Origin of the sequence: Mesorhizobium sp. C395A (genome assembly GCF_030323205.1) — a bacterium.
In the GTDB taxonomy this organism is placed as follows: Bacteria; Pseudomonadota; Alphaproteobacteria; order Rhizobiales; family Rhizobiaceae; genus Mesorhizobium.
The window spans coordinates 797,707-810,705 of the sequence record NZ_CP100473.1; the positions used below are offsets into that span (position 1 = coordinate 797,707).

Annotated in this window: 12 protein-coding genes; 5 read left to right on the plus strand and 7 right to left on the minus strand. The window is 64.0% G+C overall.

All coding sequences use genetic code 11. From position 1 onward, the window contains the following. Positions 1 to 64 precede the first annotated feature (64 nt). On the plus strand, positions 65 to 757 hold the full coding sequence (locus tag NLY37_RS03895; protein WP_023742383.1) for a GcrA cell cycle regulator: 693 nt from the start codon (positions 65 to 67) through the stop codon (positions 755 to 757). 327 nt (positions 758 to 1,084) lie between these two features. Next, entirely contained in the window at positions 1,085 to 1,684 is a 600-nt protein-coding gene (locus NLY37_RS03900; RefSeq protein ID WP_023742384.1) for a DUF6456 domain-containing protein, read from the plus strand. Positions 1,685 to 1,751: 67 nt separating this feature from the next. Here the strand turns inward: NLY37_RS03900 and NLY37_RS03905 are convergent, their stop codons facing one another. After that, positions 1,752 to 2,060 carry a hypothetical protein gene (locus tag NLY37_RS03905; RefSeq protein WP_023742385.1) on the minus strand — a complete coding sequence of 103 codons (309 nt, stop codon included), beginning with the start codon at positions 2,058 to 2,060 and terminating at the stop codon, positions 1,752 to 1,754. Positions 2,061 to 2,263: 203 nt separating this feature from the next. Between NLY37_RS03905 and NLY37_RS03910 the strand changes: the two genes are divergently transcribed. Then, on the plus strand, positions 2,264 to 3,148 hold the full coding sequence (locus tag NLY37_RS03910) for an NmrA family NAD(P)-binding protein (RefSeq protein WP_023742386.1): 885 nt from the start codon (positions 2,264 to 2,266) through the stop codon (positions 3,146 to 3,148). A gap of 57 nt (positions 3,149 to 3,205) precedes the next feature. Here the strand turns inward: NLY37_RS03910 and NLY37_RS03915 are convergent, their stop codons facing one another. Together NLY37_RS03915 and NLY37_RS03920 are read right to left on the minus strand one after the other, a co-directional pair. Then, a complete protein-coding gene (locus NLY37_RS03915) occupies positions 3,206 to 3,853 on the minus strand; it encodes a hypothetical protein (RefSeq protein ID WP_156933960.1) in 648 nt (215 codons plus the stop codon). A 256-nt stretch (positions 3,854 to 4,109) separates the two neighbouring features. After that, complete coding sequence (locus NLY37_RS03920) at positions 4,110 to 5,384, minus strand: DUF763 domain-containing protein (RefSeq protein WP_023742389.1); 1,275 nt, start codon at positions 5,382 to 5,384, stop codon at positions 4,110 to 4,112. A 389-nt stretch (positions 5,385 to 5,773) separates the two neighbouring features. Here NLY37_RS03920 and NLY37_RS03925 point away from each other — a divergent pair, with 389 nt between their 5' ends. Then, positions 5,774 to 6,619 carry an HNH endonuclease gene (locus NLY37_RS03925; protein ID WP_198024955.1) on the plus strand — a complete coding sequence of 282 codons (846 nt, stop codon included), beginning with the start codon at positions 5,774 to 5,776 and terminating at the stop codon, positions 6,617 to 6,619. A gap of 50 nt (positions 6,620 to 6,669) precedes the next feature. Here the strand turns inward: NLY37_RS03925 and NLY37_RS03930 are convergent, their stop codons facing one another. Then, entirely contained in the window at positions 6,670 to 8,625 is a 1,956-nt protein-coding gene (locus NLY37_RS03930; RefSeq protein WP_023742390.1) for an acyltransferase family protein, read from the minus strand. A gap of 465 nt (positions 8,626 to 9,090) precedes the next feature. On the opposite strand from NLY37_RS03930, the gene NLY37_RS03935 reads away from it, so the two are divergent. Continuing rightward, positions 9,091 to 9,444 (plus strand): cupin domain-containing protein, encoded by a 354-nt coding sequence (locus NLY37_RS03935; RefSeq protein WP_023742391.1) that lies wholly within the window; start codon positions 9,091 to 9,093, stop codon positions 9,442 to 9,444. A 759-nt stretch (positions 9,445 to 10,203) separates the two neighbouring features. On the opposite strand, the gene NLY37_RS03940 is transcribed toward NLY37_RS03935, so the two are convergent. The 3 genes from NLY37_RS03940 to NLY37_RS03950 are packed head-to-tail and all read right to left on the minus strand — an operon-like array spanning position 10,204 to position 12,712. Further along, positions 10,204 to 11,031, minus strand: a complete 828-nt coding sequence (locus tag NLY37_RS03940) for a metal ABC transporter permease (protein ID WP_196814115.1) — start codon at positions 11,029 to 11,031, stop codon at positions 10,204 to 10,206. Next, complete coding sequence (locus NLY37_RS03945) at positions 11,015 to 11,809, minus strand: metal ABC transporter ATP-binding protein (protein ID WP_023742392.1); 795 nt, start codon at positions 11,807 to 11,809, stop codon at positions 11,015 to 11,017. The genes NLY37_RS03940 and NLY37_RS03945 overlap by 17 nt, the downstream gene beginning before the upstream one ends. Positions 11,810 to 11,830: 21 nt before the next feature. Continuing rightward, the gene (locus tag NLY37_RS03950; RefSeq protein WP_023742393.1) at positions 11,831 to 12,712 is read right to left on the minus strand and encodes a metal ABC transporter solute-binding protein, Zn/Mn family; all 882 of its coding nucleotides are present in this window, start codon (positions 12,710 to 12,712) and stop codon (positions 11,831 to 11,833) included. Positions 12,713 to 12,999 lie beyond the last annotated feature (287 nt).

Sequence of the window (12,999 nt, forward strand, 5' to 3'; positions counted from 1 at the left end):
ATTTTTTCCCGTAGGCCCTCGGGCCGGCGCTCCGCCTTTGCGCGCGCAATCAATGGATACCGACATGACTGCCTATACCGAGACCGAATTGCAGGAGATCGCCGTCTGGCTGAGGGATGGCCTGTCGGCCACAGGGATCGCCGTCCGCTTCACGGCGCTGCGCGGCAGTCCGGTCTCGCGCAATGCCATCATCGGCATCGTCCACCGCAACAGCGCGTTGAAGACCATCGGCTTCGCCAACCCCAGAGGCGGCAGGTCCGGCGGCCGACCGAGGAAGAATGCGACGGCGCCGGCTGCAGCCAACGAGAACACGGCAGGGAAGATCCTGCCCGTTCAGCCGAGCAAGCCGGCAAGGCGGCCTGAAGTTTCGAAGCCGGCCGCACCGGCCACACCGGTCGCCAGGCAAGCCAGACACACGCCGGCCAGGCCATTGTTGCCAGCCCGTCCGGCGCCCTCGATCCCGGGCGAAGGACGGCTGGTGGTGGACGGCGAAGTCTATCGCTTCAATGTGCCGGCGCCGCGCCCTGCCTCGCTCGGGCGTCAGCCGCATGTCGCCGCCATGCGCTTCATCGACTGCCTGTTCGACCGCTGCCGCGCGCCGCTCGACCTGACGCTGGAGGAAGACCCCGACAACGATGCTCCCGGCAGTCGGCCGGGGCTCGAGATGCTGTGCTGCGGCCTGCGTACAAGGGCGCTGAAAAGCTACTGCGAATATCATCAGACGCGTTTCCACCGACCTGTGGCGGAGGTGGTGTGAGCGGCTGGGCTCCGTTCCTCGCCTCCGGACGACCCCACCAATGATCGAAAGCCGGCGGGACAGCGCCCCCATCTGTCCTGCCGGACGTTCGTCGCTCGGAAAGCCAAGCAATTGGCTTTCCGTCCGCTTCGCGGACCACTCCTCAACCCCCACGAGGGGGGCGATCGGATATCGCCGCCGATTTCGCCAATTGCCAACGTTGCAGAGGCGCAGCCGCCGAAACTGCCAATCTCCCCCAAGTGGGGGAGATGCCCGGCAGGGCAGAGGGGGGCGCGAAGGAACGCCAACCTTCCGGCTCAACAACCCAATCTCCACAAGGACCACGCCATGAGCAAAAAAACCGCGCAGAAAGCCAAACCGCCGAAGCTGCCGGCGGGCGAAGTCGAGCAGGTGCGCATCCGCCGCGAGATCGGCCATGATTTCGCGCTGAAGGACGATCGCTTCGGCCGCAAGCGGTTGAGCGTCGGCACCGAAGAGGCGCGGCGCGTCTACGAGGTCTCCAATGACGGCTACACCGCGACCGGCGGCATCGTGCGGGTGCGCAATGTCGATCCGCTGGTCGGCATCACCTCGCTGACCCGCCAGCAGCGCGAGGCCGGCCAGCGGTTTCGCGACGATTTCGAGCGCGCCTCGCGTGACGGGCTGCGGCCGATGCCGTGGGAAGAGCGCATCGACGGCGGCCGCATCAATGGCGGCATCCCCGACCGCGTGCTCAACGCCGGCCGCGCCCACACCCATGCCATCGCCGCCATGGCCCACTGGGAAGTGGCGGAGGTGGTTCGCAAAATCTGCCTCGAAGGCCAGTCGGTGAAGGCGCTCGCCGAACGCACCGGCGAGGGACGAGATGTGGTGGTGAAGCTGTTGAAGGTCGGGCTCGACCTTTTGGCCGTTGGTTACGGGATGATGATGATGCGGAAGCCGCGATAAGGCCGGCAGCCGCGTAGTGAAGCGGCCGGCCGGCAGATGCCGGCCGAACCGGTTTCACCCTATCGGATCACCGTTCGCAAACGCGAGTTTCCTCGACGATCCTGTGATGATGGCGCCAATGCTTGACCAACTCTATGCGGCAATGGCGATGATGCCTGTGATACCTGTGGTACCTGAAGCCGTTATCGTAGGCATCATACTGGTAGTAGGGGCGAGGAGCGTAGCGATCGTAATAGTCGCCATAGCTGTTATTGTAGTCATCGTCATAGTAGCCGTTGCCGATGCCGATCACGACGCGCCCGCCGGCATTCGCCGGGGCGATCATCGCCGCCGCCGCAGTGATAGCGATAGCCGAAGCAAGCAGGAGCTTTCTCATAGCTGCCTCCTATTCAAGGTTGCGCTAATATAACTCGCTGGGCACGACCTCGTTCCATAATTTTGCAAGATGCGAACGACCCCTGCGCTGTGCATTGCGAGGAAGGCCGGCGTCACCTCCTGTCAGCATCATCCCCCGATTTTTGAACCCTTCGCCGCCCCAGCCATTAATCCGGCATGAATCAGCAAGGGAAGGACGAGACCATGCATGTCATTCTTGGAGGTACCGGCCATGTCGGCTCGGCGGCGGCAATGGCGCTGTTGCGGCAGGGCAAGGATGTCACGGTGGTGACGCGCGACGAGTCGAAGGCCGCATGGTTGGTTGAACAGGGCGCGGAGGCCGCGGTTGCCGATGTGCTCGATGTCGAGGCGCTGCGTGAAGTCTTGCGGCGCGGCAAGCGGGCGTTTCTGCTCAACCCGCCGGCCGATCCATCGACCGACACCGACGCCGAGGAGCGCAAGACGGTTGGCGCCATTGCGGCGGCGCTGGAGGGCTCCGGCCTCGAAAAGCTGGTGGCGGAATCGACCTACGGCGCGCAGGCCGGCGAGGGTGTCGGCGATCTCACCGTCCTTTACGGCCTCGAGCAGAAGCTGAAGGCCCAGGCCATTCCGGCAAGCATCAACCGCGCCGCCTATTACATGAGCAACTGGGATCAGGCCCTGGAGACGGCGCGGCGCGACGGCGTCATCACCTCCTTCTTCCCGGCGGATTTCGAGCTGCCGATGGTGGCGCCGCAGGATCTCGGCGAGGCCGCGGCGAGACGTCTGCTGGAGCCGACGGACAAGTCCGGCACGCACTATATCGAGGGCCCTCGGCGCTACTCAGCCGCCGATGTCGCCGCAGCCTTCAGTGCGGCGTTGCGCAAAAACGTGCGCGTGGTCACGGTGCCGCGCGAGCGCTGGACAGAAACCTACGAAAAACTCGGCTTCTCCAAAGCGGCGGCCGAGTCCTACACCCGCATGACCGGGGCCACGCTGGACAAGCCGGCGGAGCCGGAAAACCCGGAGCGCGGCACGACCAGCCTGGAAAGCTATATTGCCGCGCTCGTCGAGGGCCGGCCGGAAGACCTGTTGAAGGGTGCCGCGTAAAGTGAAGGGTTGCTGTTGAGAAACAGGCGCTTCGACGACCTACGTGGCCCGCTATTCCTATTGCCTGACCGTTCGGCAGTTGCCCGCCGGCGGCGTGGTCTTGCAGATATCGATGGAGGTGCGCGTGTCGCCGTGACCGGTTTCGGTTATCAGATTCAGGTCCAAAAGTTCGTATGTCACGAGGTATCGTATGCTGTCGTCGGGTATTTTTTGCATGGCCGATACGATCCACGAACCTGCTTTCATCTCGGTGAAATAGCTGTCGACCTTGCGTTCATACCATTTGGGTATCGGAACGAGGACGATGGTCTTCTTGCCGTGGATTTTCTTGGCGGTCGGCAGCATGATCCGGTGAATGCCGACAAAGGCGCGGCTGTCTGCCAGGCGCCGTACGCCGCCCGCAAGAACCATCGTACAAGCTGACGAACAGACTGCGCCGACGGGGTTGGCGACGCCGAAGCGGAGGTCGCCCGGCCCGCAGGCTTTTGTGTCTGGCGCGCATTCGGAGAACTCCGTCTTGCCAACCATCGTGTCGAGCCCGCTGGCGCGGATCATATGGCCAAGCGCCATCGCCGCATCGGTCTCGCCGCCCGGGGAATTCAACGCCAAAGGCAATTTGCGGGGCCGAGTTTTTTCAGCAAAGCCTTCAGCAAAGCTGGCGTGCCGGCCACGATGTGACCTTCCGCCGAAATCCATTCCGGGCATGTCGGCTCGCATCCTGGCGTGCTGTTGCGTACAACGACGAAGTGCATCGGCGGTGTATATGCCAGTATGGCAGGCTCAGGCGTCGTTTGGGCGATCGCGCCGCCAATCGCCAGCAGCACGAAAACCAACGTCCATGCGAATGTCTTCATGCCGAGCCTCGCATCACTTGAGAAATGGGTCTTTGCAAGCATTATCAAAACAAGCCGAGCACGTGTTTCTATGGGCCGCGCACTATCTCTGCATGATGGACAGGCCGCTACTGGCGGCCCCTGTCTGAACCGTCGTCGCTTTCCGCCGCCCCCTCCCACCCGAACACACTGCGCCCTCCCAGCAGATGCGACTGGTCGAACTCGCCGGCGACGATCTCCTTAAGGCTCGGCCCGGTGACGTAGCGCTCCAGCCGGCGCGCCTCGCCATCCAGGCGCTTCAGCGCGCCAAGCTCTTCCTCGCGGCCGAGCTTGGCCTTGCCGACGGCCGATTTCAGCACCGCGATCGTCTCGTCATAGACTTTCAGCGGCACCGGGAAGGGGTGGCGGTCCTTGCCGCCATGGGCGAGCGAGAAGCGCGCCGGATCGGAGAAGCGGCAGGGCGCGCCGTGCACAACTTCCGCCACCATGGCCAGCGCTCGCACGGTGCGCGCGCCGACGCCGGGCACCAACAGCAGTTCGGGAAAATCGGCCGGCCCGCTTTCTATTGCCGCGGAAATGTTGCCGTGCAGCCGGTGCATGACGATGTCGCTCTCGCGCACGTCGTGATGCGCCGGCATCACCAGATTGGGCAGCATCGGCTGCGCCGCCGGTTTCGCAGGCGCTGCTTTCGGCGGCGGCTCCAGCACGGCAAGCTCGTCGAGGATCCGCTCCGGGCTCATGGTCTTCAACAGGTCGATCTGGCCGCTACGTGACGGCGCGGCGCGATGGTCGGTCAGGTTGACGATCTCGCCCTGCCGCTCACCCTCGATCGCCGCGTGCGGCTGGTCGACGAAGCTGGTCAGCCCTTCCGACAGCCAGTGATAACGGCGCGCCTGGCGGCTGTCGCCATTCATCCCTTGCTGCACCACCACCCAGCGGCTGTCATCGGTGACGATGAAGCCGTGCAGATAGAGGTCGAACCCGTCCTGCACGGCAGCACTGTCCACCTTGGCGACCAGGCGGCTGGCGGTGGCGAGCGCCGCGCCATCGATGCCGACGCGTTCGCCGATCGCGGTCAGCTCCTGCGGCGTCTTGCGCGAATGCGCGCCGCGCCCGCCGCAGACATGGATGCCGAGCTCGCGCGACATCGGGTTCAGCCCGCGCTTCAGCGCGCCGACGACCGAGGTGGTGATGCCCGAGGAGTGCCAGTCCATGCCCATGACGGCGCCGAAAGACTGGAACCAGAACGGATGCGCCAGCCGGCGCAACAGCTCGTCGCGGCCATAGTGATGGATGATCGCTTCGCACAGCACCGCGCCCAGCCGCGTCATGCGATCGCCCAGCCATTTCGGAACCCGCCCGCCATGCAGCGGCAAGTCCGCACTGCCGCTTCGCTGCGTCAGGTGAATGCTCCGTGGATGCCGCGCACCGGCGGTGCGCCTGTGATGTAGATGGCATTTGGGGGGCGATTTGCAAGCGGGGTGGGGGCGGCGACTATCGTCGCCCTACGCTCTTCTTGGTGTCTCGCCGAAAGATGCAGTTACGCCGCCTGTCGCACCTGGCAATAAGGTCGGCTCCCTGCTTGAAGGCGAGACAGGTCTCGAATAGAGCTTATCCAGCCGACGGCAACTATTAAAACCAAAACGATGTCGCAATTCTGGTGGGTAAATCACAGTCAGACCGCCCGCCAAGAGATCGACGGCAATATCTCTGGTCGCCCAAAACTCAGAAGAATGGGGCACGCAGCGAGTTCTACAAAAATATGCGTCGGGCGACACCTGGTGACCTCGTGTTGTCTTTTTTCGGTCAAGCCGTGCGCTATATTGGTCGGGTAGCGGAGTTTGCATTCACAGCACCGAAACCACCGGAGTTCAAGAACACTGGAGCCAATTGGAACGAGGAAGGTTGGCTTCTCCCGGTGTATTGGGCGCCGCTCCTGCCGACGGTGCGCCCGTCGGACATAATTGGCGAATTGGGTCCGCTTCTGCCTCCCCGATACTCGCCCATCGACCCAAACTCCGGATCAGGCCGTCAAAACGCCTATCTCGCGAGCGTATCGCAAGAGGTGTTTCACACCATTGTCGCGGGTACAGCTTTCGACCGCGAAGCTCTGAGGCGTGGTGGCGCAAACAGTCTCACTTTCGAAGTCGTCAATGAAATTTTAGAGGACGTCGTTGAGCGCCGTATCCGAGACGACCTCCAACTCGAGGACACTGTAAAGACGAGCGTCATTCAAGCTCGTCGCGGCCAAGGTAAATTTCGTTCCAATGTCGAAGCCATGGAGCGCTCGTGCCGACTCACAGGGGTCACCAATCCCTCGTTGCTGATTGCAAGCCACATCAAGCCTTGGCGCCTATGCGCTTCCGCGCAGGAGCGCTTGGACGGCATGAACGGGCTGCTCCTCACGCCTGATGCCGACCACCTCTTTGACCGTGGCTTCATCAGTTTTGAAGATAGCGGGCAGGTCCTCATATCCCAGCGCGTCGACAAGACTGATTTGCGGCGGCTCGGTTTCGAGCAACTGGTGATGCAGAGTTTCGGCTTTGCCGAAGCCCCCGCCGTCTGGCGCACTAGCACCTTCACCCCGCCGCAGCAGGCTTACCTCGCTCACCATCGAGAGGATGTGTTTGTGGCATAGCTCGCATCAACTGAGCGGTCAGCCGTCAGGTCCCCCTACCTCGCCGCCCCCTAAAACACCGCCTTCTCCAAGACCGGCTCCAGTGATTCAGCAAATGGCGTCGCCAGGTGGTGCCGGTCGCGGAAGGCGAGTTGGCCGTTGATGAACACGTGGCAGGTTTGGGCGTCGCAGAACTGGCTGGTCAGGTCGACATAGGTGGCGCCGGGCACGCTGCGCACGACGTCGCGCTCGGCCGCGGCGATGTCGTCGTTCGCCGCCGCGTCCCTCGGCGTGTCGCAGACTTCAGGCACCTGCCCGCGCCACAGCGCCCGCGCCACGCATTTGTCGGCATAGCTTCCATTGTAGGGAACGTCCCGGATTACCGCGACCTTGATCCCGGCCCGGCTGAATGCCGCCAGCGTCCAGCGCAGGCCGGCCTTCCACTCCTCGTTCCAATCGGCGTGCTTCAGTTCCTCGGGCGATTCCTTCATCACATTGCCGATCGAGAATTCCGAGATCACCACCATGTGCGGGTGCAACGCGATAATGTCCTTGACCGATTGCTCCCGCCACTGGTCGCATTCGGTGTAGTCGCGCTTCAGCCGCCAGTTCCAGGTCGTCACCCGCGAGGCACGGCAGGACGATTTGAGATAGGTGACGAGGCGATAATTGTTCTTGGCCGCCGCCTCGATCAGCGGCGTCGACCAGTGGTCGGCATGCGAATCGCCGAACAGCGCAATCGAGCGACCGGCGTCCTTGTTGCCGAACACGCAGGCCTTCGGCGTCATCGTCTCAAAGGAGAGAATACAGCCGGCCGCGCGCGCCGTGGACGGCTGCGCGGCGCTGGCGGCAATGCTGCGCTGCTCAGGGTCCAGATCGTGGACGGCAAGCCTGGCATTGGCGTAGGCGGCTGCGACGCCGGTGCCGGTCAGGAGGACGGCCGGCACCAGCGCCCGCGCCGCACTGGCCATCAGCCAGCCATTGCGGCGGATCGGGTTCTCGATGACATGGTAGGTGAAGACCGACAGCGCCAGCGTCAGCGCCAGGCAGGCCAGCCGTCCAAGCGGCGACAGCTCGGGCGTCAGCATCGTGGCATAGACGATCACCGGCCAGTGCCAGAGATAGAGCGAGTAGGAGAGCTTGCCGATCCATTGCAGGGGCGGCAGCGCCAGTGCCTCGATCGGGCTTTTCTTAGCGCTCTCCTGCTGCGCGTGCGCCGCTCCTGCCAGCAGCAACAGCACGGTGCCGGCCACCGGCACTAGGGCGAGGAAACCCGGGAAGGGCGTTTCGTCGCTGAAGGAAAGATAGGCGCTGGCAATCAGCGCCAGGCCGAGCCACGCCAGCGTCGTGGCGAGCCGCGGGCGGTTTTGCCAGACTTGCTGCGGCACCATGCTGGCCAGCCCGCCGGCGGCGAACTCCCAGGCGCGTAGCGGCGAGAAATAGAAGGCCCAGGGCTGCGAGACCGTGGTGAGCCACGCGCAGACGGCGAACGAGACGAGGCCGGCAATGCCGATCACCAGGATCGCGCCGCGCTTGCCGGGGCGCAGCCATGCCGCCAGCCCAAGCAGCGCCGGCCAGGCGACATAGAACTGCTCCTCCACCGACAGCGACCAGAAATGGACAAACGGGTTGCTGGCCGCATCGGCGGCGAAATAATCGAACGACCAGCGGATCAGCCACAGATTGATCATGTAGGCCGAGGCGAACATGGCGCCTTTGGAATAGAGCGATTGTTCCTCCGGCGACAGGATGAAGGCGCCGGCCACCAGTGTGGCGAGGATGACGAACAGCGACGCCGGCAACAGCCGCCGAGCGCGCCTGGCATAGAAGCGCCACAGGTTGAGCTGCCCGGTCTCGGTGATTTCGGCAAGCAGGTGTTTTGTGATCAGATAGCCCGAGATGACGAAGAAGATGTCGACGCCGGTGAAGCCGCCGGGCAGGCCGGTGAAGCCGAAATGAAAGGCGATGACGCCTGCTACCGCCAAGGCGCGCAGTCCTTCGATATCGGGCCGGAACGATGCTGACACGATTTGCCACCTCGTGCTGGTGCATGATCCCGCCTCGGCGAGTAACGATCGCGCCGGGATCATACGTGCGGCAGCTTTGCGCGCCCAACGGGACACGGGCGCTGCAGCCGTTGACAGTCCGCCCGACCCAAGATTCCGCCCTATGGTCGATATCGCAATGCAACAAATCTAACGCAGTGCAACATTGGGGGAGATGAACTGCCAATCTCCCCCCTTGAGGGGGAGATGGCCGCGAAGCGGCCAGAGGGGGTCGTCTCGCGTGAAGCGCCAACTTCCGTCTGGTGCAGGGCGCCGCGTCCAGTCGAACCGACCCCCTCTGTCGCCTTCGGCGACATCTCCCCCTCGAGGGGGGAGATTAGCGCGCGCGTTCGCCAATCTCCGACGCCACACGTCGGCCCTTGCGTTGCCCCTGTCGCACGCATCGGCTATCCAACCGGCAGCCATGCAATTCGAACGGAGCCTCCCATGACCAACACCACCATTTTCAAATTCGGCGCTGTCGAGCATGCCGAGGGCGGCGACTTACCGGGCTGGATCGTTGTCGCGGGCCGGCCGACCATGCAGACCGCCGTGCAGCACACCACCGCCGATGGCAAGGTGCTGTCGGGCACCTGGCGGGCCTCGCCAGGCACTTATCACGCCACCTACACCGACTATGAGTTCGTGCACATGATCGCCGGCCGCATCATCATCACGCCCGATGGCGGCACGCCGGTCGAGGTCGGTCCGGGCGGTGCGTTCGTGGTCGAAGCCGATTTCAAGGGCACCTGGCAGATCATCGAGCCGGTAACCAAGCAGTTCGTCGTCAAGCTTGCTTGATCGACGTCGTCAAGCTTGCCTGATCGACGTCGCCAGGGTCGCCTGATCGGCTCGTCGTCAGGCTTGCTTGATCGCGTCGTCGGCAGTTCCTGATCGGTGCCGATACACCTCGGCCGGCGCGGTTCATCGCCAGCGTCCCCCTCGCCCAGCAGGGGGAGGGGGACGTAGCGAAGCGAATGTCGGTTAAGAGGGCGTCACCTCGTTCGCTTCGAACCGATGCGGAAAGCTGAGACGATGGCGTTCTGCGGAGCCTGGTCGAGAGAACGCAGGCCAGGACTGCTGCCGGGTCGCCGGCGCGTCAGCCAAGAGCGAGCGGCGCACTTCGAGAGTGCATGCCGCCCGTCCGGCGCCGGGCCGTCAATGCTGTTGTTACGAAACCCCCCAGCCCCGTCTCAACCGCCACGGCCATGGCGTGACCCATGGCTTGCTATACGCATGCAGCACCGCGGTCTGTCAACGCCGCCCGCGATGGCCGCGGGAGGTCTCTTTTGCGCCTCCCGGCCAGCTTTCCAGCCGGCCTCACGCAAGCCATTCGCCGCTGCAAAATGCGCTTGAAATGGCGGTTTTCCGGGTGTTCCGGCCGCTGCGGAGCGGACCTTTGGCGCGACAGAGGTCGCGATCTAGGCGATTGAATGAATTTGTCTTTCCCGGCTGAAACGTTTCAGGAGCCCGGTTGTAGACCTGACTTTTTTTGGGTGTATTTCCCTGACGTCAGTTTTGCAGCCCAGCCGGCCCGATCGACCTGCCGGAGGGCAAGCCTCAGGGGCCGGCGTCGGCGCTCTGAGTCTCTCGGACCGACGGGCGCCGGACCATGCCGCTGACGACATAGGCCGCCGCGCCCAGCGCCGTGATCCAGAAGCTCGTCGGCCAGTCGGTCAGAAAGGCTAGCGTCAGGCTGATCCAGGCGATGATCACGGCAAGCGCGATGGACGCCAGCACGCCGGCTCCGACGCCGCTGGTAAGCCTGAGCGCGGTGGCTGCAGGCGCCACCATCAGCGCGAAGACGAGCAGCACGCCGACGATCTGCACCGCCTCGGACGTGGCGACGGCGACCAGCACCATGAACAGGGTCGAGACAAGAGTGAGCGGCACGCCGCGCGCTTCGGCGAGTTCCGGCTGCAGGCTGGCGAACAGCAGCGGCCGCGCGATCAGCAAAAGCGCGACAAGGATCGCCACCGCCAGCACCGCAAGCACGATAACGGTGCGCAGGCTGATGCCCAGCACATTGCCGAACAGCACGTTGGTCGCCTGCGAGGCGAAGGCGGTGTAGAAATGCAGAAACAGCAAGCCCAGGCCGAGCGACAGCGTCAAGACGATGCCGATGGCGACGTCGCGATGCGCGCGCTCGCCAAGCAGGCCGATGCCGATGCCGGCGGCGACGGTAAACACCGTGAGGCCGAGAAACGGCGACAGCCCGATTAGGCCGGCGCCCGTGGCGCCGGGAAAGCCGACATGGGAGAGCGCATGACCGGCGAAGGTCTGGCCCCGGAGCACGAGGAAATAGCCGACGGCGCCCGAAACGATGCCGACGATGGTGCAGGCATAGAAGGCGTTGCGCATGAATTCATAGTCAAAGATCGTGGACATGCGCCCCGCTCTCCAGTTCGACATCGTCGGCCATGACGAAGATGCGGCCGGCGACGCGTATGACATTGATGTGCGTGCCATAGAGTTTCGACAGCACCGGCCCGCTGATGACCTCGTCGACGGAGCCGAGCGCGGCCTTGCGGTTGCCGAGATAGAGCACGCGGTCGACGGCGCGCAGCAGCGGGTTGATCTCGTGCGAGCAGAACAGCACGGCAATGCCGAGCCGCTCGCCGATCTGATGCACCAGGTCGATGATCGCGCGCTGATGGCCTGCATCGAGGCTGATCAGCGGCTCGTCTAGCAGCAGCAGTTGCGGATTGCCGATCAAGGATTGCGCGATCAGGATGCGCTGGCGCTCGCCACCGGAAAGCTCGCCCAGCGGCCGCCGCGCAAGGTCGCCGGCGCCCACCTCTTCAAGAGCCTTCCACGCCGCCTCCTTCTCGGCAGCCGATGCGACGGGCCAGCCCCAGCGATGCCCGCCGGCGGCACTCAGCACGAAGTCGAGGCCGCTGACGCCGACATCGCCAAGCGCGCGCCGCGCCTGCGGCATATAGCCGATGTCGGCGTTGCCGCGCGTCGGCGATTTGCCAAGCACCGAAATGGCGCCGCCGGCCGGCTTGATCAGGCCGAGAATGGCGCGCAGCATCGTCGTCTTGCCGGCGCCATTGGCGCCGAGCAGGCCGACAAAGGCGCCTTGCGGTAGAGAAAAGGAGACGTCGGATAAAACCCGGCGTCCCCCATAGGTCAGCGTGACCTTGTCGAATTCGATTGCGTTCATTTAGTCACGTTCATTGGTGGTTCATTGTGTGCGGGCGGCAAGCGCCTTCTGGACCGCGTCGATCTGGCCGCCGAACCAGGTCTGGATAGTCTGGCCCGCCGGTTCCGTCTCGGTGACGCCGATGACAGTGACCTTATTCTGCCTGGCGATGTCGAGCAGCCTTGTCGTTGCCTCGTCGGTCACCTGCGAATTGTAGAACAGGATCTTGGCCGAGCCGTCCTTCAGGCTGTTTTCGAACGCCGCCACCTGCGTGGCGCTCGGCTCCGCATCGTTCATCAAAGCCACCTGGAAATCGTAGTTCAGCATTTTCAGACCGAGCGCTTCCGCCATGTAGCCGAAGACCGGCTCGGTAGCCGTCACCTCGGTGCCGGCATAGGTGTTCTTGACGTCGGCGATTTCCTTGTCAATGGCCTCGAGCGAGGTCTGGAATGCCTTGAGATTGGCCTCGTAATGCGCTGCATTGGCCGGATCGCGTTTGGCAAGATCGGCGCTCAGCGCCTTGGCGATGGCCGGCAGCGTCGCCGGGTCGTACCACAGATGCGGATTGTCGCCGGATTTCTTGCCGATCAGGTCGGCGGCGACGATGGTCGTGCGATCCTTGGCTGTCGAGGCGGACAGCAGCTTGTCCATCCACGGATCGTAGTCGGCGCCGTTATAGATGACGATCTTGGCATCGGCGATGGTGCGCGCCGTCGACGGGCTGGTCTCGAACAGATGCGGATCGTCATCGGGATTGGCCAGGATGCTGGTGACGGTGACGTTGCTGCCGCCGATCTGGCGGGCAAGGTCGCCATAGAAATTCTCGGCCGCCACGATGGTCAGCTTGTCTTCGGCGCGGGCAGCCGTGCCGGTCAAAAGCGGCACCGCGACGAGCAGCGCGGCGAGAAAGGGAATGCGACGCATCCGTGGTCTCCTTGCAGTCTGAAATGTATGTCGCCGGAGAGGCGGGCTGTGTAACTCTATAACAGTAACAATATAACGTTTGCGTCGAAAATACGGCTGATGTCAATGGGCTTTTCGAGCCGCGCAGTTTTTCACGCGCACAAACCGTGAGCGGCCTGCGCCGATCAGGCGGAGCCACTCATGCCTGTCGGCTATATGCGAAAGGGCAGGCGATCGCCGGCACCGCGAGGCCGCCGCGAGCACACCGGTCGTGGCGGTATCCTGATGAATTCGCGGCGGGTAAGTTC

Coding starts and splice junctions, on each gene's coding strand:
- NLY37_RS03895 (WP_023742383.1), top strand. CDS start 65: ATGACTGCCTATACCGAGACCGAATTGCAGGAGATCGCCGTCTGGCTG.
- NLY37_RS03900 (WP_023742384.1), top strand. CDS start 1,085: ATGAGCAAAAAAACCGCGCAGAAAGCCAAACCGCCGAAGCTGCCGGCG.
- NLY37_RS03905 (WP_023742385.1), bottom strand. CDS start 2,060: ATGAGAAAGCTCCTGCTTGCTTCGGCTATCGCTATCACTGCGGCGGCG.
- NLY37_RS03910 (WP_023742386.1), top strand. CDS start 2,264: ATGCATGTCATTCTTGGAGGTACCGGCCATGTCGGCTCGGCGGCGGCA.
- NLY37_RS03915 (WP_156933960.1), bottom strand. CDS start 3,853: ATGCCCGGAATGGATTTCGGCGGAAGGTCACATCGTGGCCGGCACGCC.
- NLY37_RS03935 (WP_023742391.1), top strand. CDS start 9,091: ATGACCAACACCACCATTTTCAAATTCGGCGCTGTCGAGCATGCCGAG.
- NLY37_RS03940 (WP_196814115.1), bottom strand. CDS start 11,031: ATGTCCACGATCTTTGACTATGAATTCATGCGCAACGCCTTCTATGCC.
- NLY37_RS03945 (WP_023742392.1), bottom strand. CDS start 11,809: ATGAACGCAATCGAATTCGACAAGGTCACGCTGACCTATGGGGGACGC.
- NLY37_RS03950 (WP_023742393.1), bottom strand. CDS start 12,712: ATGCGTCGCATTCCCTTTCTCGCCGCGCTGCTCGTCGCGGTGCCGCTT.